This window comes from Bacillus cereus group sp. RP43, assembly GCF_040459645.1.
GTDB lineage: Bacteria > Bacillota > Bacilli > Bacillales > Bacillaceae_G > Bacillus_A > Bacillus_A mycoides_C.
On the sequence record NZ_JARVHQ010000001.1, the window covers coordinates 4,243,160 to 4,269,580 of the forward strand.

Genomic DNA, 26,421 nt, shown 5'->3' on the forward strand with positions numbered 1-26,421 from the left:
TATTTTGTAATGTTTTACCAACCTTTTAGAATCTTATTATACCAAAAATTACATAAAAAATTAGAATAATTTGGTTATCCTTGTATAGGAAGTTCCTATATTTATCAATATTTTAATCTTATAAAACAATATATTATAATCGACATTTCAATAACTGTTACAAATAAACAAACTCATATACAGACAACTAAGCACATAATTTTGTGGTCACAAATGGTCACAGAACTTACAATAACCATTGCTTTTTTAATGGAATTTCATTTATACAAACCTGTGAAAACCCCTTTAAATCAACGTTTCTCCCGTAGCTCAGCAGGGAGAGCGCCACCTTGACAGGGTGGAGGTCGTGAGTTCGAGCCTAACCGGAATCACGTTTGCTTGCTATTACTGAATTTCCCAGTTAACCATTTCTTTTCTGGAAGTAAAGTTCTATTACCTCGTCTGTTTCTGGATGTGTAAACGTTCTTTTCGCAGTTTTACTTTCATCTAGCGTTACGTATAAGCCATCTTGCTTCACTTGAATAACATCTTAATTGAGAACAAAGCATCCGCAACGTAACATCCTCCCCCCACCACTTGCAAACTGACTAATCATATGCACCTTATCATCACCTACTCTGATAACCTCTATTTACACACTGCAGCATATAAGAAAGATCCATCCCCATTGAACCTACAAACCTAACAAAAAACACATTAAATTCTAATAAATAAGGCCATATCAAAAGCATACTCCAATGCCATTTTGATACAGCCTTATCCTATCCACTAATACTACTATCCCGTTAATCATTTTTAAGCTAGACAAGCATTAAAAATTTAATCTACCTAAAAAATATTACTATCCTTTAAATAATCATACAGCTTATTATCCACCGATTTCTCCATAATCATATTCATCGTAACAACCGGTAGTTCTTTTCCACTTTTATCTTGCATTTCAGTTTGTTCTACACTTGCTTTATCAGGTCTCGCTTTTCCTAAATAGTAAAAGTCGCTTCCCTCGTCATCATCTTTTTTCACAAAAATATGGACATCAATATTATTTTCTTTAGCATCAATAATTGTTTGAACTTCCTTTGACTTTAATGTTCTATTACTTCTTGTATACCATTTAAGAACATCTTGATTAAGGAATTCATCACCATAGTTCACACTGGATTCTACCTCATCGTTTTTATGATATGTGACAAATATTGGGCAAGTAGAGTATTTGGTTTTATAGCCATACATAGTTGAAGTCTCATCAATGTGCCAATTTAAAAGTTTACATGCATCTTTTCTTGAGTATTTTTTATATATAGTAAGGTTACTATCACACTCATAGTTTTTGTTCTTTTCTTTCGCACTTTTAATGATGTCCATTACCATATACTTGAAGTATTCATTCTTTTCTAAACTTTCTCGGATTAGATCATTAAACATGTACGTATTATCTTCTTGCAATACGAGAATCGGCTTTTCACCATATTTTTTCTGGTTATTCTGTGTGAAAAATGATAACTCAAAAACCCGCTGCACAGACGTAATCGTATCATCATCTGTTAAGCAATTAGATTTTTTAAGTTGTTTTAAATACTCATCTTTATCAACTTTTCCTTGCTTTAGTAACAATTCTAATAAAACAATTTCATTTTTACGTTTTCCATTTAATACTTCTAATGAAAACATTGTTAAAACTTTATTTTCGTACTCTGTTAATACAGGGACATCCTCTTTCATTTTCAATAGAAACTGATAATAATTCGAATATCCTTCCACAAGTACAACTGGATCAATAGAATGGTTTACTATAAAGTCATATAGATATGGAATTCTTCCTATTCTATTTTTCAACTCACCAAAAGCTTCTTTTAATATTTTCATTGCTGTTAAATTACTATCGTTAATCGCTTTAAAGATTTGCTTTTTCGCTATCTCTTCAAAGTTAACTGTTGAAATGCCTTTAATATAACTCGTGTCATTTGTATATCTACGTATATTATCTTTATTTTGTGATCTATCCCCTGAAAGAGCAATCGGAATTAAATAGTTGTTTTTATAGTTTCCAATAAAATCAATAATCGTAACAAAATCTTTCGAATTGTGTTTTCGAAGCCCACGCCCCAGCTGCTGTATAAAGATAATACTTGATTGAGTTTGTCTTAACATAACAACTTGGTTCACACTTGGAATATCAATTCCTTCATTAAAAATATCTACTGTTAAAATATAATCAAGTATGCCATTTTCTAATTGGTTCACACGCAGTTCTCTTTCCTGTTGTGAATGATCGCCGGTTAATGCAAATGTGCGAAAACCTTTGTTATTTAAAGCATGTGATAATTGTTCAGCCTCATCTTTTCGGCTGCAAAACATTAATCCTGTTACCTTTTCACCAGAAAAACCATAGTATTTTACTTTTTCAACTATATGATCCACCCGTTCTTCCGTAACAAGTTTAGATAAAATCGTAGTGTCATCTATCTTTTCACCATTATATTCAAAATCAGTTACTCCAAAATAATGGAACGGACAAAGCATATCTTCTTCAAGTGCTTCTTGCAAACGAATCTCATAAGCAATGTTGTAATCAAAGAGCTCATAAATATTAAAATTATCTGTACGTTCAGGTGTAGCAGTCATTCCCATTAAAAATTTAGGTTTAAAATAATCCATAACCCTATGATAAGAACTAGCACCAGCTTTATGAACTTCATCTATTAAAATATAATCGAATAGCTCAGGATCAAATTGATGTAAAGTGTCCTCTTTTGAAATGGTTTGGATCGTCGCAAATAAATATTTAGCATTCATTTGCTTATTTGATCCTGATAAAATCCCAAAATCCTCATCGGCTCCACCAAGAACTTTTTGAAAATCTGATTTTGCTTTATTTAATATTTGCTCTCGATGAACAATAAATAGCATCCGTTTAGGTGCAAAATTTCTGACATCAAATGCTGAAAGATATGTCTTCCCCGTTCCTGTTGCAGAGATAACTAATCCTTTTTCTTTTCCAGCGTCTCGAATAGCTTGTATTTCTTTTAACGCAGCTTGTTGCATTTTATTTGGAGTAATTTTCAAAGCTTCTTCAATTGAATTATGATATTGACCAGGTAATTCTATAACTCGATCTAGTAACTTATTTTCTGCAACTTGTTCATATATTGTTTCGTAATTTCCAATTAACTCTTCAGTTAATACTTGAGAATGCTCCCAAACTTCTTCAAATTGATTCTTAAAATGCTGTACAATCTCTCCATCTTCATGCGATGTTAACTTAACGTTCCATTCATAGTTTACCTTCAAAGCATGTGCAGTCAGATTTGAACTACCGACAATTAATGAACAATGTGTTTTGTTATCAAATATGTATCCCTTTGAATGAAAACCAGATAAATTTGTTAATCTTACTTCTACATTTTCAAGTTTCATTAACTCTCTAAACACTTTTGGTGTATTAAAATTTAAGAATGTAGATGTTAATATACGTCCTTTAACCCCTTTTTGTTTAAGATCAAGGAAATGTGACTTTAAAGTCGCTAGCCCACTTTCCGTAATAAAAGCCACTGAGAAAATAAAGGCTGTACTATTTTCAAGCTCTTCCAACAATGAGCTTAAAACAATTTCATTTTTCTTCGTATTGTTTACTAATAATTTAGGCTTATATATTCCAGAATGATTATGTTCTTGATCAATAAATCCTTTATATAAAGACCCTTCTAACTTTTGAATGAAATTCTCCATATGATCACCATTTATGACAAATTTTTATACTAATTGTATTACTCACTGATTTAAAGTGCAAATTTATTACAATAAAAAAACTATCCGCATAAAACGAATAGTTTTTAATCAAATCACTTTACAAGCGATTCTTTTGATAATTTCTCAATAGTCGGGATATCCGCAGGTGCCCACTCTAAATCTGCCAGTTCATTCGGATATAACCATTTAATTGCTACGTGCTCAGTTAAAACCGGACTTCCTTCAACAAGTTTACAATAAAAAGTTTTCAAATGAACAATACCAAAATCATACTCATAGGCTGTATAATCAATTTGTTCACCAATCTGCACGCTACAATGCATTTCTTCATCGATTTCACGCTTTAACGCCTCTTGAGGTGTTTCTCCCTCTTCTATTTTCCCACCTGGAAATTCCCACATAAGAGGTAGCGATTTAGATGGCCCTCTTTGTGCACATAAAATTTTCTCATCTTGGACAATTACTGCTCCAACAACATAAATATTTTTCTTCATTATATCCTCCTTAAATCTCACAGAAACTCTATAATTTACATTCCCACACCTTATAGACTGAAAAATGCCTTTTATATCTTTTAACGACTAATATATTTTTAAACAGTAAGACAGAATTTATCTATTCCTATCTAGCACCTTTAATGTAATTAGCCTAACACTCTCATCTCTTTTATATTATATAGAAGTAACTACAAAAATAAAGCATGATCGAATACTTCCCTCTTAAGCCTCTTTTTTCACCATCTCCTCATACCTAAAATCACTCTCCTCCAAAAACCCCCTACTCTCCCCACTCCCCTTATAAAAACTCTCCCAACCCCTCTCCCTCAAAATCCCCTTCCAACTATCACTCTCCACCATCTTCTTAATAACACTATCCCAATAAGCAATCTCTTCCTCCGTCATATCTTTCGGGCCCATAATCCCTTTCCAGTGCTGGAAGACAACGTCGATTCCTTGTTCTTTCCATGTTGGGATTTCTGGTAGTCGGTCTAGTCGTTTTGGTGCGGATACGGCTAGTATTTTTATTTTGCCGGCTTTGTATTGTTTTTCGGCTTCGGATAGGGTCATGGTTGCGGCGTCTATTTGTTTGTTCGTTAGGGCGTTTATGATTTTTTCTTTGTTTTCGTAGACGAAGAATTGTAGTTCGGCAGGGTTTATGCCGAATGCTTTGCTTACTTGTATGAATGATAGGTGATCGTCGTTTCCTAGGCCGGGAGCCACGCCGATTTTGAAGTTTTTCTTGTCTTGTTTTAGTTGTTCCATTAGTTCGTTTGCGGTTTCTATGTTTGAGTCTTTTGATACGACAACGACTTCCCAGTCCGATGCGAGTGTCGCGAGCGGTGTGAAGTCTTTATATGTTAATTTACTGTGGCCTAGTAGGTTGTTCGTTATGAGTAAGCTTGAGTTAATCGCCAGTACGTGATCGCCTTTTTGTTTCGTATATTTCCATCCGACGTCACCGCTGCCACCTACTTTGTTTGTGACTGTGATTGGTTTTGTGAAGATTTTTTCTTCTGTTAGTGTTTTTTGCATTGCCCGTGCTGTTAAGTCCCATCCAGCTCCTGGAACGTTTGGCGCAACGATTTCTACTTCTTCTATGTTTACTGTATTCGTTTGAGATTTTTCCGAGGAACAACCAGCTATTACTCCTGTCATGATCCATATACATAGTAATAATCGTTTTTTCATAGTCCTCGTCCTATTCGATATTTTCGTTCTGGTCGTCCGATAATGCCGTATGTGTACTCTACTGTGCATTCATTTGTCGCTACTAAGTATTCTAAGTATCTTCTTGCGGTTGTTCGGGAGGCCCCCATTTGTTCTCCCATTTCTTCTATTGTAATACCCTCTTCGAATCCTTTTATAATTCCTTTCACTTTTTGCAGTGTTAACGGATCGACACCTGTCGGTAAGTTTTTCATATCTTGTATTTGCGAAGTGCCGAAGAAGTTATCGATGAGTGTTTGATTCACTTCATTGTTACTATGTAATAATTGCTTCTTTCTCTTATAGTCTTCAATTGTGCGAACGAATTTTTCTAACGTGACCGGTTTTATAAGGTAGTTGCTGACGCCGTTTCGAATTGCTTTTTCTAACATATGATTTTCATTCGCCGCAGTAACCATAATGACATCAACGTTTGGAAAGTCAGCATGGATTTTCGGCAATAAGTCTGTACCAATTCCATCTGGCAAATAATTATCTAATAGAAGTAAGTCGATTTCTTCCCTTTGTAGTAATTCCATCGTTTCTTTCGCGTTCAATGCTTTTCCAATCACTTTTACGTCCTTTATTTTTAATAAAAACTCTTCTTGAATTTGCGCGACGCGGAAATCATCTTCTGCAATTGCAACCTTCAACATATGCCCATCCCCCTGTTTGTTATGTACTTTCTCTCAATGTTTTCGGAAGGTAAATTGTAAAAATAGCTCCCCCATTTTTCTCGTTTTGAATTTCAATTGTTCCTTCTAGTACATCTACCATTTCTTTCACGTTTGCTAGTCCGTAACCACGATCATTTCCTTTCGTTGAAAATCCTTTTTGAAAAATGGTCGCGATTTTTTCTGCTGGTATTCCTGCTCCACTATCTATCACTTCAAATACAATATCGTGCCCAATATCCGTAACAAAGAAGGAAACACTCTTCTCCTCTTGTGTACTCACTGCATCAAACGCATTATCGATTATGTTTCCAAGTATCGTAATAAGATGCGAAACTTTTATATGATCTGGTAACGGATGAAGCGCACTGTCTCCTTCAATATGAAAATCAATTTTCTTTTCAGACGCTGTTCCGAGTTTTCCTAATAAAATAGCTTGTACTTTCGCATCATGAATTTGATGGAATAAAATATGGTTTTGGCTTTGATGAATAGTAGATTCTTGCTGAATAAATTCAATCGCTTCTCTGTAGTGCCCTAACTGAAGTAATCCTGATAAGACGAACAGCTTATTTGTAAATTCATGTGTTTGAGCGCGTAAATCCTCGGAATACTTCCTTACCTCAGATATTGTGTTCACAAGGTTTTGCAGTTCTGTTTTATCTCTAAAACTACATACAACGCCTACCGTATTATTATTTTCGAGTATCGGTGTCATGTTTAAAATAAACACTTTATCTTGAAATGCGATTTCTTGATCGTTTTCTAGTACTCTCTCCATATGAAATTCCGGTAAAACTTTTGAAATGTGCCGCTGCATATAATCACCATTTACATGTAGCATTTCTTCTGCCGACGTATTCATCATCGTAATAAAACCGTTTTGATCAATGGCGATAATTCCTTCTTTTATAGATAGTAGTATCGCACTTCGCTCCCGGTATAACGCTGCAATTTCATTTGGCTCTAAACCGAGTGTATCTTTACGAATGCTACGCGCTAAAAGGATGCCACCAACAATGCCGGCTAATAATACAGCTACAGAAAAGAGTATAATTTCTTTCGTTCTGCTCAGTATGTTAGATTCAATACCTTTTATTGAAAACTCTACTGTTACAACACCTACTACTTGATCGTAGTCTCCGTTATGAACAATAATAGGTGCTTTCGCCATTAAAGACGGACCACTTTCACCATTTCCTTCAAGCGTATAATAGCCACCAAAAGTGAGTGCTTCATAGTTATATGGATTGTTACTCTTTGTACCAATTAACTCCGAATTAGAATGGGAATACATAACCCCAAAGCGATCTTCTATAATGACATAATCTGCGCCAGCTTGCTCACGAACTTGTTCCGCAATGGATTGAATCGTACTTTTATGCTCGTTATTTTGAAAAGCATCTTTTATAGCTGGCATAAAAGAAAGAGATTTAGCTGTTTGCAGTGCTAGCTGCTCCACTTGACGCTTCGTATCAACGGACTGAATGTAAACAAATATCCCCGCTAACAGGAGAACGACAAATAAAATTAACGCGATAATTAAGCTTACTATTTTCGTTTGTAACGACACTTTTCGTGATTTCTTCATACTTCATATCCTTTGATAAAATATTCAAAACTATCAATCTCCTTTTTCTATTATTATGACAAAACTGAAAATGAATCAACTATTAAAAACTCCATGTACATAAAGTACAAAAAGAATAAAATTGTCATAATATTGAGATTTTAATTAAAGGACAGTACAATTCAACTACGATGAACACGCTTTCATATATACCTTTTATTTATAAGCAAGAGGAGGAATTATTATGGCTCAAGCAAAATCTAACCGAGTCGCCGGCAATATTTTCAAAGGTTCTGTCGGCAATTTAATTGAATGGTATGACTGGTACGTTTACTCTGCTTTCGCTGTTTATTTTTCAGCAGAGTTCTTTCCTAAAGGAGATCCAACGAGCCAGTTACTAAACACAGCAGCTATTTTCGCAGTTGGTTTTTTAATGCGCCCTATCGGAAGTTTATTAATGGGACGCTATGCAGATCGGCACGGACGCCGGGCAGCATTAACGCTTTCGATTACGGTTATGGCCGGTGGTTCTTTAATTATCGCCTGTACACCTAGTTACGAAAGCATCGGTATTATGGCACCAATTATTTTAGTTCTTGCCCGTTTACTGCAAGGATTATCACTCGGCGGAGAGTACGGAACTTCCGCAACGTATTTATCTGAAATGGCTAGTAGTGGACGCCGCGGTTTTTATTCAAGTTTCCAATATGTAACGCTCGTTGCTGGACAGATGGTTGCGTTAGGCGTTCAAATTGTTCTTCAGCAATTACTAAGCGAACCAGATATGAAAGCTTGGGGATGGCGTATTCCATTCATTATTGGAGCAATGGGCGCAGTAGCTGTATTATGGCTTCGCCGTACGATGGATGAATCGGAGCAGTTCTCAAATATGGAATCGAAAAACCGCGAAAGCGCAGGAACCGTTCGCGCTCTTATGAAACACCCGAAAGCAGTATTAACAGTAGTCGGTCTAACACTAGGAGGCACTGTCGCATTCTATACGTACACAACATATTTACAAAAGTTCATGGTAAACACAGTCGGTCTCCCGAAAGAAGTTGTAAGCTGGATTAACTTTGTCGCACTACTTATATTCGTCGTACTTCAACCAATTGCAGGGCTACTATCCGATAAAATTGGACGCCGCCCACTATTAATGGCTTTCGGTATTCTCGGGACGTTACTAACAGCACCGATCTTCTTCTTTATGGAAAAAACGACAGAACCAATTGTTGCATTCTTACTCATGATGGTCGGTCTCATTATCGTTACTGGTTACACTTCCATTAACGCAATTGTAAAAGCAGAGCTCTTCCCAACTGAAATTCGCGCACTAGGCGTAGGTTTACCGTATGCACTAACAGTTGCGATATTTGGCGGAACAGCCGAGTTCATCGCATTATGGCTAAAGAGTATCGGGATGGAATCACTATTCTATTTCTACGTAGCTGGATGTATCGCGATAAGCTTTATTACGTATTGGCGTATGGATGAGTCATCGAAGACTTCGCAGATTGAGGCGGAGCTTAATGGTGGAGATAAACTAGCTAATAATAAATCTAGTTAAAATTATGTATTCTATGATCTTCGTTTATCTGAAAAAGCATAATTCATTAATATGCAATTCAAAAACCTCTACTTATATGTAGAGGTTTTTGTATGACGAAAAAACACGTAGTTCCATTGTTATTTTACAAACCCCAAATTCTTCTTCATCTTAAAGTGGAACAAATTTATTACTTAGAGTGTCTAATAAGTGTATTTCTAATATGAGTTGTCCAGATTGGATACAACATATCCCGTTTGACATCTATTTTTATGTATTACAAAAAAATGAAAGGACTTATTATTCCCAAAAGTAAAAAACCTGTATTGTAATACTTTCACAGGTGAACCATTACAAGTGAAAACAAAAAAGAAACAACCCAAACCGTGACTTATCAATCATATAAAGTGAAACTTTAATCAGTGGGGGTTTTGTTCATCCCCCACTGATTATCAGCCCTCACCAATCGGGCTTTTACGGGCAGCCCGCCCCCTGCCTAACTTCTTTGCTTCCGCTGAATTTTGAGGTGGGGGTCTTACTGCCCGGCAAATAGCGAGATAAACGTTTTGGATGTCCTTTAACCTGTGAAATTTTAGCTGCAGTAGTATTGTTACCCTATGCCATCTTTAATTGCATTGGTATTTAGAATACCTAGACAAAATCCATATATTCTTGAAAGAGGTTGAAAATTTATGTTCGTTTTAAACAAGTTCTTTAACATTTTACATTACAAAAAGATTGTACCTGTAGTATTACTTTCATGTGTATCACTTATAGGCTGTTCCAATAGTAACACTCAATCTGAACCACCTAAACAAACGAATCAAGCTAATCAAATTAAACAAGAAAATACAGGTAATCAATCTTTCGCTAAACTTGAAAAAGAATATGATGCTAAGCTTGGTATTTATGCACTGGACACAGGTACAAATCAAACTGTTGCTTATCATTCAGATGATCGTTTTGCATTTGCATCTACATCTAAATCATTAGCTGTGGGCGCTCTTTTACGCAAGAACTCATTAGAAGCTCTTGATCAAAGGATTACGTATACTCATGAAGATCTTTCTAATTATAATCCAATTACTGAAAAGCATGTTGATACAGGAATGACGTTAAAAGAACTTGCAGATGCTTCTGTTCGATATAGTGACAGCACAGCACATAATTTGATTCTTAAACAGTTAGGGGGCCCCTCTGAATTTGAAAAAATCTTGAGAGAAATGGGAGATACTGTTACTACTTCAGAACGATTTGAACCTGAATTAAATGAAGTGCATCCAGGAGAAACACATGATACCAGTACACCAGAAGCGATAGCTAAGACACTTCAATCATTTACATTAGGAACTGCACTTCCAATAGAAAAACGTGAACTATTAGTAGATTGGATGAAGAGAAATACAACTGGAGATAAATTGATTCGTGCGGGCGTACCAAAAGGATGGGAAGTAGCTGATAAAACAGGCGCGGGATCTTACGGAACAAGAAATGATATCGCAATTATTTGGCCACCAAATAAAAAGCCGATTGTTCTTGCTATACTTTCTAATCATGATAAAGAAGATGCTAAATACGATGATAAACTTATTGCAGACGCAACCAAAGTCGTGTTAAATACCTTAAAAGCTACGGAATAAATGATAATAGGTTAAAAGTTTTCTATTTTAGGCGGGTGTTTTCATCAACTAAAAATTTAATAGTGTCCCAAAAACGAAATTTGGCGCTAACTTGTAATAAAAAGCTCATTTTTATTGTTTGGGGATAAATCGTTCTTTAAGCTTGATGGCGATTTGGTGCTATCCCTAAAACATCTGGACTTTAATAGCCAACTAAAAAATGCAAACAAAAAGACCTTTAATCAGTCGTTTTGTTTGCATTTCCTTTTTCTAAAACCACAGAAAAGATAAGTACTATAGTTAACAGCATAATAAACCTTACTTCACTTCCATCACTTACAAAAAATGAATACAAAGTATAAATTAAAATTAATATTCCATAAATAACTTTGTGCAATGAACTCCCCCCTTTTTGCCGTATATATTTTAGTGTAAAAATTTAATTCAAGCCCTATATCAAAATGAAAATAAAAAGCACCTGTGATATACACAAAGTGCTTTTCTCTTGTCAATTTATCTATTTTCACTATATTTATCTATTTTCTTTTTATAACTCAAATTTCTTCAAATCGTACTTTTCTAGAATTTGCTGCAATTCATTTTGTTCATATGGAATATGTTTATCTGTCTGTACATCTTCAACATTTTCTCCACCTGTTAATAATCTCCTGTACTTAAAAGAGTGCCCTGTTAATACTGTTTTAATCATTTTGTATTGCCCTCCTTTTGTTTGATTACTTGTATCATAAAACAAGTATCTGAAGTTGATATGTAGTTTATCTAGAGTGTATGTAAATTTAAAAAATCTCTAATAAAATATTTATGTTGTAACGTTACCACCAAAACTAGTGCTTCAAAGACCATGATTTGAAGAGACAGTAACCCATATTCTAGCTTGAATTCCCGCTACAGTTCTATATTGAGTAACACCAGTCGATTCCTATAATATAAAAAGAGCACCACTTTTTGGATGCTCTTCGTTATAACTATATATTATTTAATTTCCTTCTTTTGTTGGTACCATTTTTCCTTCTTGAGAGTCTGTGCCCTCTGTTCTTTCAACAGTTTTTGCATGTTCTGATTTTTCAGGGGCTCCCATTTCAAATCCAGGTTGAGAATCTGTACCTTCTTTTGTTGGTACCATTTTTCCTTCTTGAGAGTCTGTACCCTCTGTTCTTTCAACAGTTTTTGCATGTTCTGGTTTTTCAGGGGCTCCCATTTCAAATCCAGGTTGAGAATCTGTACCTTCTTTTGTTGGTACCATTTTTCCTTCTTGAGAACCTGTACCTTCTGTTCTTTCAACAGTTTTTACATCTCCTTTAGGAGTTGCTGGCACTGCATCCTTAGGTAAATCAAAGTTTTGTGAGAAAGACGTTGTTCCATCTGCACTTTGTGTAATTACTTGATTTGAACTATCTTCATTTGACTTTAAATTGTCCATTTTCGTATCATCTGCACCTACTGCACCTCCCGCTACCAATCCTGTACTTAAAAGTGCTCCTGCTAATAATGTTTTAATCATTTTTCATTACCTCCTGTTTATTTGTAATATTCATCAAAAAAGTATCTAGAGTTAATGTTTTAGTCATTATCTTTATCTACTTGCTTTTTGATTACATTTAGCATAAGACAAGAATCTATAGTTGATATGGACTGTATCTGGAGATTATGTAAAGAAAAATAGATGATCAATTGTATATCCTAATGGATGCTTAGACAAGATTGAAACTTTATATGAGTTTGAACAATTGAATTCCCCTTTGTTTTTGGGTGTGAGGTTTTTAGCTGGAGTGCAGTGAAGTGAGGGACTAACCTTTTCTAATTTGAAAGCAAACTTTTTATTATTAGTTTACATTCAAAACACTGTAAATAAAGATGTTAAAAATCCGTGAACAAAAAACCACATCTCATTGATGTCCACCCCATCAGAAGTATGGAAGGGAATTAAATATAGACTTAAATATTTTTTTGAAAGGATATTGTTTAACAAACATAAAAAAGAGCTAAGGCTGTATGAGAACCTTAGCTTTTTTTATATTTATTGTTTATTATATAAATTATTTAGCACTACAAGTCATACCAGCTGTTATATTACCAACTGAAATATCACCAGGCTCCCCCGATGTTCTCTCTCTAAAACAAATGACAAGCCACCTCATGCCCCTTCGCAATCTCCACCATCTTCGGTACTTCCTGCGCGCATTTTTCAGTAGCGAATTTGCATCTCGTCCTGAATTTGCAGCCGGATGGTGAGTTTAGTGGGCTTGGTACTTCCCCTTGCAGAATGATCCGTTCTTTGCCTGTGTTTGTTGGATCTGGTTCTGGCATGGATGAGAGTAGTGCTTGTGTGTATGGATGTGCCGGTTTTGTGTATAGGTCTTCGCTGTCGGCAATTTCTACTATGTTTCCTAAGTACATGACTCCGATTCTATCTGATATGTGTCTTACCATGGATAGGTCATGTGCGATGAATAAGTATGTGACGCCTGTTTCTTCTTGGATATCTTGCAGCATGTTTACGACTTGTGCTTGGACTGAGACATCTAGTGCTGAGATTGGTTCGTCACACAGGATGAAGTCTGGTTTTACAGATAGTGCGCGCGCGATGCTTATGCGCTGTCTTTGGCCTCCGCTAAATTCGTGCGGGTAGCGATATAGGTGTTCTTCTTTTAGTCCTACTTTTTTGAGCAGGTCTAAAATGATTTCTTTTCTTTCTTCCTCTTTATAATATCCGTGAATGTTCATCGGTTCGCTAATAATTTGGAATACGTTCATTGTCGGGTTTAATGATGCGTATGGGTCTTGGAAAATGATTTGCATTCGTTTTCGATATTCTTTTAGTTCACTTTCTTTTAGATCTGCGATATCTTTTCCGTCGAATAGGATGTTACCTGAAGTGACATCGTGTAAACGAATGATGCTTCTTCCTGTCGTTGATTTTCCGCAGCCGGATTCTCCTACTAGCCCGAATGTTTCACCCTTTTTAATTGTGAAGCTAAGGTCATCGACTGCTTTTAATTGCTCTGTTTTTCTGCCGAATAGCCCTTTTTTAATAGGAAAATACTTTTTTAAGTTCCGTACTTCAATTAAGTTTTCTTCACGCATGGGAATCACCTACCGCCCTATCGTTTAGCCAGCACATAGAGCGTCTTCCGTTTCCGATTTCAAAATATGGTGGACGTTCTGTTTCACAAATGTCCATTTTATGTGGGCAACGCTCTGCGAATGGGCATCCTTTTGGCGGGTGTAATAAGTTTGGCGTTACACCTTGAATTGGCGCTAGTCTTTCTTTTACTCCGTTCGATATTTTTGGCAGAGAGTTTAATAGCCCTTTCGTATATGGGTGATTCGGCGATTGGAAAATATCAAGTACATGTCCTTCTTCCATAATAAGCCCGCCGTACATAACGATGACGCGTGTACAGTTTTGCGCAACAATTCCAAGATCATGCGTGATGAGCAATAACGACATATTCGTTTCGTTTTTTAAGTTTTTCATTAAGTCTAGTATTTGCGCTTGTATCGTTACATCAAGCGCTGTCGTCGGTTCATCCGCAATGAGAAGGTCTGGGTTACAAGACATTGCCATCGCGATCATAACCCGCTGTTTCATTCCACCGCTTAGTTCATGCGGATATTGTTTTACTCTTTCTTCCGGTGAAGAAAGACCGACTTGTTTTAGCAAGTTGACCGCGATATTTTGCGCTTCTCTCTTTTTCACTTTTTGATGCCTTATAATTACTTCCGTCATTTGCTTTCCAATTTTCACGACTGGGTTTAATGCCGACATTGGATCTTGAGAGATAAGTGAAATTTGATTTCCTCTAATAGAGCGCAATTCTTTCTCAGATTTAGAAAGCACGTTTTCATTTTGAAAAAGAATCTCTCCTTCTTTCACTTTCCCTGGCGACGTAACGAGAGCCATAACGGATTTCGCCATAACGCTCTTTCCGCTTCCCGATTCGCCAACAATCCCGACGACTTCACCCTTTTTCAAACTAAATGAAACACCGCGAACAGCTTCTACTTCGCCGTCTTCTATGAAAAAAGAAGTCTTTAAGTTTTTTACTTCTAATAGTTTTTCAGACACGCTTCTCACTCCTTTCACTTAACACTTTAGTTCTCATGTCCAGCCCCTTTTGGTGCGAAAGCTTTTTTCAACGCTTCACCGATTACGTTAAAACTCAGTACTGTTAATAGAATAAGGAACCCTGGGAAGAGTGTTAAATACCAAGCTTCACCTATATATCCTTGCGCATTATTTAGCATGCTGCCCCAAGAAGAATCTGGTTCTCTAATACCTAATCCTAAGAAGCTAAGTGATGATTCCATTAAAATCGATGTCGCAATTGTTAATGTCGCTGCGATTATAATGGTCGATAAAATGTTAGGAATGATGTGTCTTATAATAATCATGAGTGATTTTTGTCCGGATACTTTTGCGTATAACACGTACTCCCGCTCTTTTACAGATAACGTTTCTGCCCTTACGATACGTGCGGTGTCCATCCACGTTAATAATCCGATAATAAGAACAAGCGTTGTAATTCCTGGTTTTAAATAAGCATTTAATAACAGCATTAAAAAGAATGAAGGAATTGACATTAAAACTTCAACAATTCGCATTAAGAAGTTGTCTAACTTTCCGCCGAAATATCCGCTAATTGTTCCTACAGCGGTTCCGATTGTAATAGAAACAACCATCGCTAGAAAGCCAACCGCAAGGGAAACTCGTCCGCCATATAACGCTCTCGTTAAGTAATCCCTTCCGTAATCATCCGTTCCGAAAGGATGACTTAAACTCGGTTCTTGTAAACGATCTGGAATCGACATTTTACTAGGATCGTACGGTGATACGAATGCAAAAATTGATGCGATCGTTAAAACCGCAAGTATAATAACTCCCATCAGTACAAACTTATTTTTCGTAAAACTATTTTTTATCGTTTGAAATCTCCTATTATTCATTCCAAATCACCCCCTCATTCGAATGCGTGGATCTACTACGCCATATAAAATATCAGCAATTAAATTACCGAGAATTAACATGAACGATGATAATAATGTGATTGCCATAATAATTGGATAATCAAATCTAAAAATAGCATTCACCCCAAGTGAGCCAAGTCCCGGCCATGAGAATACTGTTTCCGTAATGAACGCCCCGCCTACTAAACTCGGAATTGATAATCCGAAAATTGTAATGATCGGTATTAATACGTTTCGAAGTACGTGATTAAATAAAACTGTTTTCTTCGAAGCGCCGTACGCATATTGAATTTGTACGTAATCTTCTTCTAATTGCTGGATGGTACTTGAACGAATATATCTCATATAAACAGAGACGTTTTGGAACGCTAGCACCGCGCAAGGTAAAATGCCGTGCTGGACAATATCCCATAAGGAATCTTGACCGACTGTGCGCATACCCATGCTCGGAAGGAGGTTCAACTTTAAAGAGAATAAGTAGATTAATAGTAACGCGAACCAAAAGACTGGCATTGAGATTCCCACATAGGAGATAAAGTTCACAATGCGGTCAAAGAACGAGTTCTTTTTCACCCCTGTAAATAGTCCAAGCGGTATTGCGATTACAAATGAGACGAGTAAAGATGATCCCATTAATCCGATTGTTGCGGGTAATCTTTCTGTGATAAGTTCTAAAACTGGGCGGTGATTTTGAAGTGAGTATCCAAAATTCCCTGTTAAAATATTTTTTAACCATAAAAGATATTGCATGTAAATCGGTTGATCTAGTCCTAAACTTTTGCGAATACGCTCGACATCAATCGGACTCATATTCGGCGTTACAAAGTTTCGAACGGGATCGCCCGGCGCTAGTTTTATTAATAGAAAAGAAATAATAGAAATAACAAATAAAAGCGGAATTGCATTTAAAAGCCTCTTTGCAATTACTTTATACACAAACTTCCCCCCTCAAGATAAAGTGAAACTTTAATCAGTGGGGGTTTTGTCCATCCTCCACTGATTATTAGCCCGTTAAAGCGGGATAAAGAAGCTGATTTCCACCAGCTTCTTTACAGTTTCTTATTTCACTTCATAAATTTTCGATAGATCTTCAAACATTGTAACTGGAATTGCTTTTGCTTCTTTTAATCCATCAAACTTTTTATCTACTGCAATAACTGCTTTCGGGTATGCGATTGGAAGATAAGGTAAGTCTTCTCGAGCTGTATCTTGGATTTTATGGTAAAGCTCTGCGCGTTTCGTTTTATCTGTTTCAACTGCAGCTTCTTCCCATAACTTATCGAAATCAGCATTTTTATAACGTGCATAATTGTATTCTGCATTACTTAAGTACAGACTCTTATATGAATCTGGCTCTGGTCCCATTATGTAACCACCGAATGTAATGTCATATTCTTTATTTTCTTTATCTAAGCCTTTTTCACTTGCCGCACTAGCATCTAATGCATTCAGTTCAACTTGCAAACCAACTTCTTGTAATTTTTGCTGTGTATAAAGTGCTAAGCTTTCCATAATTTTATTATTCGTTACATACATAACGCGTATTTTTTCTTTATCTTTCACACCAGCTTTTGCTAATAAATCTTTCGCTTCTTTTTGATCATATTTATACTCTTTAATATCTTTCGCATAATACATAGCGTCTGGCGTTAAGATTGAATTTGCCGGTTCTGCAAATTGACTAGAAACGAATGCTGAGTTAATCATTTCTTTCTTATCTAATGCATGCGCAATTGCTTGGCGCACTTCCTTTTTCTTCATAAGGTCTGTATTAAAGTTATAAGCTAAGTAGAACAATCTACCTTCTGGGAATGTCACCATTGAGAAGTTCCCAGTGCTATCTAATTTCTTAAAGTCTTGCGGCTCAATCATCTTCATATTGATTTGGCCATTTTGCAATGAAACGTTTGCTGTATTACGGTCTTTTACAACACGGTACACGATAGAATCTAATTTCGCTTTACCAGCAAAATAATCATCGAATCGCTCTAAAGCAACATATTCATCTGACTTAAACTCTTTTAATTTAAATGGACCTGATCCAACAGGTTGCAGGTTTTTCTTACTCTTCACTAAATCTGCTTCACCTTCAAATACATGTTTCGGAATTGGGAAGAAATCGTTCATAACCCCTTCGAAAGATGCACTTACTTGTGGTAATACAAATTGAGTCGTTAGCTCATCCACTTTTTTCACCTCAAGTGGCTTTCCTTTAAAAATAAAGTTTTCACGGCTTGAGCTATTTTGTTTCTCATCTAAAATAGATTGGAATGTAAATGCAATATCGTCTGATGTAATTTTCTTACCATCATGCCATTTCAAATTATCCTTTAGTTTTAAAGTCCATGTTAATTGATCCTCTGAAGGCGTAAAGCTCTCAGCAAGAACAAACTTTTTCTTACCGTCTTCCATATGATACAGCGGTGCATATAAAGCTTGCTGTATCGTTAACGACACACGATCATTCGCATAAAGCGGGTTCATCGTATCTGGATTATCACTAACACCAACTGTTAACGTTCCTCCATCTTTCGGAGTCCCTGACGTACTAGTTCCTGCTTGCTTCGAAGAATCTTTCTCCCCTGAGCAAGCCGCTAATGCAATAAGTAATAGTAGGACAAATGGTAATGCAAACAACTTCTTCTTCATATTTCGACCCCTCTCGACTATTTACACCTATAAGAAAACTCGGAATTAATACCGAGTTTTCTTATAGGTTTTAAATTACCACTACCCGTATGTATTGTCAAACTTTTTCGCAAAGGTAGAAAGTTTGAAATCTATTAATGAATCCTTGCGATAAACTATATTTATGCGGAGGGTAAAATAAAAAGACCACCCAAAGGCAGCCTCACAACTGAATCGTAGTACCTACTCCACGCTCCATAGCTTTTTCATATAAGTATTTCGCAACGATAATATCTACTACCGCCAAACCTACTGATTTGAAAATAGTAATCTCTTCATCGTTCTCTCTACCAGCTTTTTCCCCACTTATAATTTGACCAAGTTCGGCGTGGAGATCGCTTGCTTTAAATAAGCCTTCCTTTATCGGAACTTGAAGGTCACCTGTTTCTTCTAATGCTGCTTCTTTTGATTCGACTACTACTTTGTCAGCGCCCGCGATGGCGTGAGATGGTAGTTCTTGCATGCTCGGTCTAAATGAACCGACGGCGTTTATGTGGACGCCTTTTTGTAGTTTTTCTGAGAAGACTGGTGTGGACGCATTCGTTGTTGTGACGATGATGTCTGCTTCGCTTATTGCTTCATTTGAATCTCTGTAGACGTACGCTGGTTTGTTAAATTTCTCTTGTATATATTGCGCGAATGCATACGCTTTTTCTTCCGTTCGGTTGTATAAAATTACTTTTTCAATATCTCTAACCGCGAATACAGCTTCTGCAATTCCTTTCGCCTGTTCACCTGTTCCGATGATACACAAGTTTTTTGCATTATGACGAGCTAAATGTTTTGTCGCTACACCTGATAAGGCGCCTGTTCGAATCATCGTTAAGTACGATCCTTCTAAAAGTGCGAGCGGTTCTCCCGTTTGAAAGTCTGATAGCATAACAACTCCGTTTATCGTTTTCTTTCCTATCTTTTTATTATGAGGAGCTACCGTTACTACTTTTAAACCGAGTGCTTCAAGCCCTTCCGCTACTGAAGGCATAATTAATGCGGTATTTTGCTCGTTCGCAAATGGTAATGAGCCGCGAATTGGCGTAATCGTTCTTTCTGCGGAAAATTCTTTTAAAGCAAGCGCCGCGTATTCAATGACTTCATTCATATTTACTAAGTTTCTTTGTTCGTTCGCGTTTATGACTAACATATCTTTCCACCTCCTCCTTTTATCCTAACAGAAACCCCCGATTCAACACATCCCTCGGATCTACAACAAACTGATGAAATCCTGTAATAAACGCCTGCCCCGTCACTTTCGGAATGATTGCTTCATATTTATCTACCTCTGTTACAGATAATACTTCTCCCTCAAATTGACCATCAGTAATGCATTCGTGGATAAAAGTTGCTCTCTTTTGTAAGGCACCTTTTTCAAAAAGAGTTGCGAGTCTTGCGGAAGTTCCTGTGCCGCAAGGAGAACGGTCTACTTGCCCGTCAGCGAAGATCGTTACATTTCGTAAAGTGGCGTCTTTTCCTTTCGGTTCATCTGAGAAAATAACACCGTATATTCCTTTTAAATCTTCTTCAAGTGGATGTTTTACTTCCATTTGGCTCTCAATGTAGTGCTTAATTTTACCGCCCCACGTTTGAATTGCTGGTAAGTCTTTAAAATCGACTTTCAAACCAAATTCTTTACAGTCTACAACAGCGTAGAATGCTCCGCCAAACGCAATATCTACTTGGAATTCATAGTCATCTATTTTTATAGGAACGTCTTTCTTGTATACAAACGAAGGAACGTTTTCAAATGATACTGACTCTACTTCGCTCCCGTCAAACTTTGCGTACGCAACAACTTCCCCTGCAGGGCTATCAATAATGAATTTTTGTTTTTCACCTGTCACTTCAAACATACCGGTTTCAATTCCTACTGTAATAACAGCGATAATTCCGTGACCACACATCGTACTCCAGCCTTCATTGTGCAAAAATAGTACGCCAAAATCAGCGTGAGCACTTGCGGGCGGTGTAATGATACAACCGTACATTCCGTGATGTCCTCTCGGTTCATACATAAGAACCTCGCGAAGATGATCCAAATGTTCCATGCAGTATGCGCGTCTTTCTAGTTGCGTTTCCCCCTTTATTTCTGGTACTCCGCCTGTAATGATCCGAAGTGGTTCCCCAGCTACATGAGCATCAATTGTTGTGTATACTTTACTAATCTTCATTTCTATCTCTCCCCTATATGTTGATACTATTTTCATTGCAAGTATCATGCCAACGCATAGAGTATAAATCTGTATACATTTTTTGAAAAATACACACTACTGTCTACTTTTTTATACAGTAGGTGATTATTCACCCCAAAACAAAAAAATCCCCCGAAAACTCAGGGGGGATTTAAGCCATAGCTTTACGGGATTTGAGTTAAAAATCGAATTTATTCTTCACTCTCCAAGCTTTCCCACTCACTCAAATACATGACGTCTTGTTTTACTTTTTTCTTTTCAGGAAGTAAACATAGAAATTCTAAAGAATTGCCGTCAGGATCGTAAAAATAAAGATTTGCACTAGGTGTCCAAGTTTGAACCATAGGCTCGGAAGGTTCAAGACCGAAAGCAGCCCTTGGGTTTATTCCTTTATTAAGAAGCCATTCTCTTGCATGAATGATTTCTTCATAGTTAACCTTGAATGCAAAGTGACTTGTATGGAATGCTTCTTCCGATACTTCCCAAATGCCCAGCATTTGTTCCTTCTTATTTTCTTTATCAAACCAAAAAAATGCTACACGGCGTTCTTCAATAGTGCGAGCATGAAATAATCCAAGTTTAGTATAAAACTCTTTTGCCACTTCTAAATTTTTTGTTTTAACATGTGTTTCATATAAAGTACCTGGAAACAAAGCGTATCCCTCCTTTATATTTTTAGAAATTCTTACTATAAATACTATTTTAATAAACTAGAAATAGAAGTGATGTCGTATTTTCTTTAAATATTTTTCAATTTCATAGTCCTAATGCTGAAGAAAAACTACCACTGATTAAAGCTTCACTTTGTGAGAAGGGATTCTTCAAATTCATGATTTACGGTAATATTACGCTTCAAAATGAGGCGGACTTATGACTCAAATCACTCTGGGGAACCATCAAACCCTAACCGCCACCACATCCGGCACTTGCTTAGCAATCTCCTCACCAATCTTTATACTAGCCGTTGCCGCCGGAGACGGTGCGTTGCAAATATGTAGAGAATTGATGCCTGGAATAATGCAGAAGTCATCAACCATATTTCCATTCGATAATATAGCCTGTGCCCTTACTCCTGCATGGGTTGGCACGATATCTTTCTCTGTAAGTTCTGGCATTAGGCGCTGTAAGCTTTTTAAAAATGATTGTTTACTGAATGAGCGCACCATTTCTTTTATGCCTTCTTTCATATTTGGCATCGCCATTTTCCAAAAGCCTGTGTATGTCATTGTTTCCATAAAGTCTTTAATATCAAAGTCTGTTTTCATATAGCCTTCTCGCTTAAAGCTTAATACTGCGTTTGGTCCTGCATGTACGTCCCCGTTTATCATTCTTGTGAAATGAACACCTAAAAACGGGAATTCTGGATTTGGAACTGGATAGATTAAATGTTTTACAAGATGGCGTTTTTCTGGGACAAGTTCGTAATATTCACCACGAAACGGAACAATTTTCATATCCGTTAATATGCCTGTCTTTTTCGCAATGCGATCACTATGTAAGCCGGCGCAGTTAATGAGAAATTTCGTTTTAAATGTGCCTTTGTTTGTCTCAATTGTTACAGCGTCTTTCTTCTCAGTAATACGCTCCGCCGCTGTTCCTAAATGTACTTCTCCCCCGCTTTCCTGAATTAAGCGCGCAAATGCATAACTTACTCCTTTATAATCAGCAATCCCGCAAGAAGGAACACGGATTGCCCCAAGTCCTTTTACATGCGGTTCAATTTCAGCTAATTCTTCCTTATCTATTTTTAGAATATGTAAATCATTTTGTAAGCCTCTCTCATATAAGTTATGTAAAAGAGGAAGTTCGTCCTTTTCTGTAGCGACAATTACTTTTCCGCACATGTCATAAGCGATATCATTTTCTTTACAAAATTGAACCATAGCCGCGTTTCCTTCTTTGGCGAACTTCGCTTTATAACTCCCTGGTTTATAGTAAATTCCAGAATGAATTACACCGCTATTATGTCCAGTTTGATGATGTGCAAGTTCCTTTTCTTTTTCAATGATCGCGATTTTCGCACGAGGGAATTTTTTCGTTAAAGCCATTCCAGTTGAAAGTCCAACAATTCCTCCGCCAATAATTATAAAATCATACATCCTACTTCCCCCTTAATATGATGAAAGGCAGGCCTTTTTTAAGACCCGCCGTACAAACTTATTTAGAAAAACAACCACGTTGACGCATTAGTTCTCTATATAAATCTTTGTTTTTTTCAAATGCAGCTCTTCCGTGCATCCAAAATAAGTTGTTTAAAAGAACTAAGTCACCAATTGGTAATTTCAATGCATGTGTTGCTGGTGAATTTTCAACAGAATATGATAAGTCTTTCAAATAATTTGCTTGTTCAATATTATCTGGATAAGCGAACTGATCAATAAAGCAAATACACGGTGCGTTATTTACGTCAAAAAATGTTTCACGATAGACGATTTCTTGCGAATTTTTACTTGGTGGTGCTTTATACGTAATTTTAACAGATGCGAGTGAATGCTCTCTAAATTTATGAAGATCTTCCCAATCGTCTAAATGTAGTAAACGAGATTCTCCGCCTACTGCATTTTGCTCTTCAATTTTCATCATAAGAAGCCAATCTGTCGGCTCATCAACGAATGTACCGTCTGTATGCAGTGTAAACAATCGGTACGCTTGACGAAGGTAAGAATCACTACTATCTGTATCTTTCACATTAAATCTAGCATAATACGTTCCTGTCATTGCATCAAAGTTTGGCTCCCCGATTAAATGTGTTAACGCTGTTGCAAATTTCACGTAATCTGCTGGATCTGACGTTTCACCTTGTACCCCAATTGTAAACCCGCCCGTTTCACGGTCATGAACAATGCCGCGAATGTTATCCATAAATGATTGCCCAAAAATCTTTCTCATTCCATCAGCAAGATTAAACCGAGAATAAGGAATGTATTGTAATGACTGCTCTGAATGCTCTTTTACCTCTTCAAAAAACTGCTTAAGCAATTGCTGATTTAACACAATATGATATAAACGCTTATGCTCTGGATGAGGAACAATTTCATACCCCTCATATTTCTTTGCAAATTTCATCTTCGCATTTTGTTCTGTAATAATCGACATTTCAATTCCTCCCTAATTTAAATATGAAGAACGTATTGACGCTTTTTACAGACAGTTATCCTTATCTTCTTATGCTGAGATTCGGTCTTACTGTCCTAACAACGAAAAAGCCAGTCATACGCATACCACGACATAAAATCGTAGAAACGTACAACTGGCTCATAATTACGAATGTTCTTTAATCTCTTAAAGTACAATAATAATAGACAGTTTGTATGAAAAGATTTGTAAAACAGGAAAGCAAGATCGGATATAGAGAAGGCTAATTTCTCGTATGGATCTTATTAATTAAATAATAATTCAAAATATTCCAACTGTCAATTCGTTTTTTATTATTTTCTCGACATACTTTACACATTTTACAAATCCCCTTACTTTCCGTACATTCTCTTTTTTTTCGTCTCTTGTTTTACAACTTGAACTTCACTTAACTTTTTCATAGTTCTTGCCTCCTCAATATAAAAAGCCAGTCGTATCTCTTTAAAAAGAAATACAACTGGCTCTCGTTTATGATTAGATAAACTAGACAGTTTTTATGGTGTTGTTTCCTCGTACTCTCCTCTGGGCTGTTCATCATTTAAATAACTTACATATTGGCGATGCAAATCTTTTACCGCACTAACGATAGCATTTTGCGCTTTTCCTTGATAATGGTCCGTAATATCTTGAACGATTTCTTCAATACCATCTTGCAAACTATGTCCTCTCAACATTTGAGCGACGAAGTCTCTACCATGCTCTGTCGCAAGCGTACATGACGCTTCAATAATGACATGATATTTATGATCTGCCTCAATTGTAATTGTTAATGTTTCATACATACTGCGAACAGCCATACCTTTCGGAAGTCTCGAATGTCCTGCCATAAAAAAAGTCCCTTTACGCATATTTCATCCTCCGTTACTATGTTAAGAGCCAGAAAAACAATGTACACATTTGCATTGAATTTTACTACCCTTATCCTTATAGCTCGTACTTCTGCTAAAGAAGCTCAAGTGGAAAGAAGTTACTCTCTTCATTTTCAAACATAAATCCGGGCTTACAGCGAGGCTAATCACTGTCATCCGATAATAAGTTAATCATAATAAAAATAAACTGAATATTCAATATTAAACTCCGCAAATTTCATGAATAAAAAAAGAAAATTCTCTCACCCAGGCACATATACTGTTCAAAAGAAAAAAGGAAGTGGTCTCATGTATTACGGAACAAAAGGCTGGTACGTAGCTGAGCTAAAAAAATTAGGTGTTCGCTATCATGAAGGACGAAAACTAGAAAGTTACCGCGCACACGTATTACGCAATTTATTAATCGCACAACAAGAGACAACGAAAGAAGAGTAATTTGATATCCGTTGATTCTCTGAATATATCAGCAATTCGACATAAAATATCGACTTATCAACAAATCCCGCCAAATCATCCCTCCATTCCACCAACCAATCACACATCAATACAAACCAAAAAAGGTCACCCAAACGGGTGACCTTTCTTTCTTATTCACAAACAAGAATTTGTCTAGAAAATGATCCTTTTCTTGTGATACAGCGGTCTGTAATTTCAAATCCTGCTTCATGGATCATGTCGTCCATTGTTTCCATCGTGACAACGACTACCTTTTTTGCAATGCGGCGCGCACTAGAAAGAATGGAGAACTGGTCTTCTGGTGTTGCATGCGTAAATAAGTCGTAGGGCATATCGATAATTGCAACGTCGTAGTTCTCAGTAATTTCCTCGATTGGACCTTTTGTTACTGTTCCTTCAAACCCGAAATGTGCAATGTTTTTTCTCGTTCCAAGCACCACAAGTGGATTTATATCTCTACCAACGATGTTAATCCCCATAGAAAGTGCTTCTACTACTACTGTTCCAATACCGCAGCAAGGGTCAATTGCTCGTACTCCCTCTGGATTTGGTACAGCGATATTTGCAACTGATCTCGCAACACGTGTGCTCAGTGATGTCGAATAGCTATGCGGTTTTTTTATGTGATGATACCAAACTGGCTCACTTTCTACATAGTGTCCGAAGTACCAGCGTCCTCCAAGAGGAACAATCCCGAATACACGCTCTGGATTACGAACATCCGCTTCTCCTTCAATATGCATACCGAGGTCGCGTTCAATGAGACGTCTTTCCCCATATTCAATTTTATTTTCTTTCCCAAGATCATTGATTTTAACGAAGATAACTTTAAATGACGCCCCCGCCAAATCAATTTGTTCTACTTGTTTTAAAATACTTTCTAAGTCGTCTCCTTCATACATAACCTCAACGCGCTCTTTCATAAACGCACTTCTACTCGGATCAATTTTGACATCACTTTTCAAAATATTAACGTGAGACTCCATCCCAAAGAACGAGCGCATTTCCAAGTAACATAAAGCACGCTCCTCTTCGCGAAATGCATACGTATATATACATGCAGGTGTTTTACTATGATTACTCAATCTATTATCATCCTTTATCGTTTAAAATTGTTATGATCAAAATTACTCAAATACTTTTTTCATATAAAATTAAATGATATCATATGCCCGAAATAAAGAGAAACCTTTATAATTTGTTTTATAAATAAAAAGAGACTGCCTATGGCAA

General features: G+C 36.6%; 23 protein-coding genes, 1 tRNA gene and 1 pseudogene. 4 read left to right on the forward strand and 21 right to left on the reverse strand.

Annotation, left to right across the window (positions count from 1 at the left end):
• The first annotated feature begins 302 nt into the window (after positions 1–302).
• Positions 303–368: transfer RNA gene (locus QCI75_RS22165), tRNA-Val, on the forward strand.
• A gap of 35 nt (positions 369–403) precedes the next feature.
• Here the strand turns inward: QCI75_RS22165 and QCI75_RS22170 are convergent.
• The 6 genes and pseudogenes from QCI75_RS22170 to QCI75_RS22195 form a co-directional block, all read right to left on the reverse strand.
• Positions 404–529 (reverse strand): annotated as a pseudogene (locus QCI75_RS22170) (nuclease domain-containing protein); the annotation flags it as partial.
• A gap of 299 nt (positions 530–828) precedes the next feature.
• Positions 829–3,729, reverse strand: a complete 2,901-nt coding sequence (locus QCI75_RS22175) for a DEAD/DEAH box helicase (protein WP_078184565.1) — start codon at positions 3,727–3,729, stop codon at positions 829–831.
• Between the two features lie 113 nt (positions 3,730–3,842).
• Positions 3,843–4,244, reverse strand: a complete 402-nt coding sequence (locus tag QCI75_RS22180; RefSeq protein ID WP_002134691.1) for a (deoxy)nucleoside triphosphate pyrophosphohydrolase — start codon at positions 4,242–4,244, stop codon at positions 3,843–3,845.
• 225 nt (positions 4,245–4,469) lie between these two features.
• Positions 4,470–5,438, reverse strand: a complete 969-nt coding sequence (locus QCI75_RS22185) for a tripartite tricarboxylate transporter substrate binding protein (RefSeq protein ID WP_353761185.1) — start codon at positions 5,436–5,438, stop codon at positions 4,470–4,472.
• On the reverse strand, positions 5,435–6,112 hold the full coding sequence (locus QCI75_RS22190; RefSeq protein WP_151627823.1) for a response regulator: 678 nt from the start codon (positions 6,110–6,112) through the stop codon (positions 5,435–5,437). The genes QCI75_RS22185 and QCI75_RS22190 overlap by 4 nt, the downstream gene beginning before the upstream one ends.
• Before the next feature lie 19 nt (positions 6,113–6,131).
• A complete protein-coding gene (locus QCI75_RS22195; RefSeq protein ID WP_353761186.1) occupies positions 6,132–7,721 on the reverse strand; it encodes an ATP-binding protein in 1,590 nt (529 codons plus the stop codon).
• 223 nt (positions 7,722–7,944) lie between these two features.
• On the opposite strand from QCI75_RS22195, the gene QCI75_RS22200 reads away from it, so the two are divergent.
• Positions 7,945–9,267, forward strand: a complete 1,323-nt coding sequence (locus QCI75_RS22200; protein WP_016103884.1) for an MFS transporter — start codon at positions 7,945–7,947, stop codon at positions 9,265–9,267.
• 671 nt (positions 9,268–9,938) lie between these two features.
• The gene (gene blaIII, locus QCI75_RS22205) at positions 9,939–10,886 is read left to right on the forward strand and encodes a class A beta-lactamase BlaIII (protein ID WP_002016516.1); all 948 of its coding nucleotides are present in this window, start codon (positions 9,939–9,941) and stop codon (positions 10,884–10,886) included.
• A gap of 217 nt (positions 10,887–11,103) precedes the next feature.
• Here blaIII and QCI75_RS22210 read toward each other — a convergent pair whose 3' ends face one another.
• From QCI75_RS22210 to QCI75_RS22275, 14 genes are all read right to left on the reverse strand, one after another.
• Complete coding sequence (locus tag QCI75_RS22210; protein WP_000549711.1) at positions 11,104–11,262, reverse strand: hypothetical protein; 159 nt, start codon at positions 11,260–11,262, stop codon at positions 11,104–11,106.
• Between the two features lie 150 nt (positions 11,263–11,412).
• Positions 11,413–11,574 (reverse strand): hypothetical protein, encoded by a 162-nt coding sequence (locus QCI75_RS22215; protein WP_186321001.1) that lies wholly within the window; start codon positions 11,572–11,574, stop codon positions 11,413–11,415.
• Between the two features lie 288 nt (positions 11,575–11,862).
• Positions 11,863–12,387: a hypothetical protein gene (locus QCI75_RS22220; RefSeq protein ID WP_353761187.1), complete on the reverse strand. Its 525-nt coding sequence runs from the start codon at positions 12,385–12,387 to the stop codon at positions 11,863–11,865.
• A gap of 611 nt (positions 12,388–12,998) precedes the next feature.
• Positions 12,999–13,970 carry an ABC transporter ATP-binding protein gene (locus QCI75_RS22225; protein WP_353761188.1) on the reverse strand — a complete coding sequence of 324 codons (972 nt, stop codon included), beginning with the start codon at positions 13,968–13,970 and terminating at the stop codon, positions 12,999–13,001.
• Positions 13,963–14,955: an ABC transporter ATP-binding protein gene (locus QCI75_RS22230; RefSeq protein ID WP_144508846.1), complete on the reverse strand. Its 993-nt coding sequence runs from the start codon at positions 14,953–14,955 to the stop codon at positions 13,963–13,965. The genes QCI75_RS22225 and QCI75_RS22230 overlap by 8 nt, the downstream gene beginning before the upstream one ends.
• Positions 14,956–14,981: 26 nt before the next feature.
• Positions 14,982–15,833: an ABC transporter permease gene (locus QCI75_RS22235; protein ID WP_353761189.1), complete on the reverse strand. Its 852-nt coding sequence runs from the start codon at positions 15,831–15,833 to the stop codon at positions 14,982–14,984.
• A gap of 6 nt (positions 15,834–15,839) precedes the next feature.
• Positions 15,840–16,790 carry an ABC transporter permease gene (locus tag QCI75_RS22240; protein WP_353761190.1) on the reverse strand — a complete coding sequence of 317 codons (951 nt, stop codon included), beginning with the start codon at positions 16,788–16,790 and terminating at the stop codon, positions 15,840–15,842.
• Positions 16,791–16,913: 123 nt separating this feature from the next.
• The gene (locus QCI75_RS22245; protein WP_353761192.1) at positions 16,914–18,503 is read right to left on the reverse strand and encodes an ABC transporter substrate-binding protein; all 1,590 of its coding nucleotides are present in this window, start codon (positions 18,501–18,503) and stop codon (positions 16,914–16,916) included.
• A 202-nt stretch (positions 18,504–18,705) separates the two neighbouring features.
• Entirely contained in the window at positions 18,706–19,683 is a 978-nt protein-coding gene (locus QCI75_RS22250) for an ornithine cyclodeaminase family protein (protein ID WP_353761193.1), read from the reverse strand.
• 19 nt (positions 19,684–19,702) lie between these two features.
• Positions 19,703–20,755: a proline racemase family protein gene (locus tag QCI75_RS22255; protein WP_353761194.1), complete on the reverse strand. Its 1,053-nt coding sequence runs from the start codon at positions 20,753–20,755 to the stop codon at positions 19,703–19,705.
• Between the two features lie 164 nt (positions 20,756–20,919).
• Positions 20,920–21,381 (reverse strand): VOC family protein, encoded by a 462-nt coding sequence (locus QCI75_RS22260; protein ID WP_002125581.1) that lies wholly within the window; start codon positions 21,379–21,381, stop codon positions 20,920–20,922.
• 243 nt (positions 21,382–21,624) lie between these two features.
• Positions 21,625–22,827, reverse strand: a complete 1,203-nt coding sequence (lhgO, locus tag QCI75_RS22265) for an L-2-hydroxyglutarate oxidase (RefSeq protein WP_353761196.1) — start codon at positions 22,825–22,827, stop codon at positions 21,625–21,627.
• Between the two features lie 58 nt (positions 22,828–22,885).
• Positions 22,886–23,824, reverse strand: a complete 939-nt coding sequence (gene glaH, locus QCI75_RS22270) for a glutarate dioxygenase GlaH (RefSeq protein WP_144506994.1) — start codon at positions 23,822–23,824, stop codon at positions 22,886–22,888.
• A 533-nt stretch (positions 23,825–24,357) separates the two neighbouring features.
• The gene (locus tag QCI75_RS22275) at positions 24,358–24,711 is read right to left on the reverse strand and encodes a DUF3870 domain-containing protein (RefSeq protein WP_001225455.1); all 354 of its coding nucleotides are present in this window, start codon (positions 24,709–24,711) and stop codon (positions 24,358–24,360) included.
• Between the two features lie 240 nt (positions 24,712–24,951).
• On the opposite strand from QCI75_RS22275, the gene QCI75_RS22280 reads away from it, so the two are divergent.
• Positions 24,952–25,167, forward strand: coding sequence for a YflJ family protein (locus QCI75_RS22280; RefSeq protein WP_002030060.1), 216 nt, complete (start codon positions 24,952–24,954; stop codon positions 25,165–25,167).
• Between the two features lie 152 nt (positions 25,168–25,319).
• On the opposite strand, the gene QCI75_RS22285 is transcribed toward QCI75_RS22280, so the two are convergent.
• Positions 25,320–26,273, reverse strand: a complete 954-nt coding sequence (locus tag QCI75_RS22285) for a TRM11 family SAM-dependent methyltransferase (RefSeq protein ID WP_012260407.1) — start codon at positions 26,271–26,273, stop codon at positions 25,320–25,322.
• Positions 26,274–26,421: the final 148 nt, after the last annotated feature.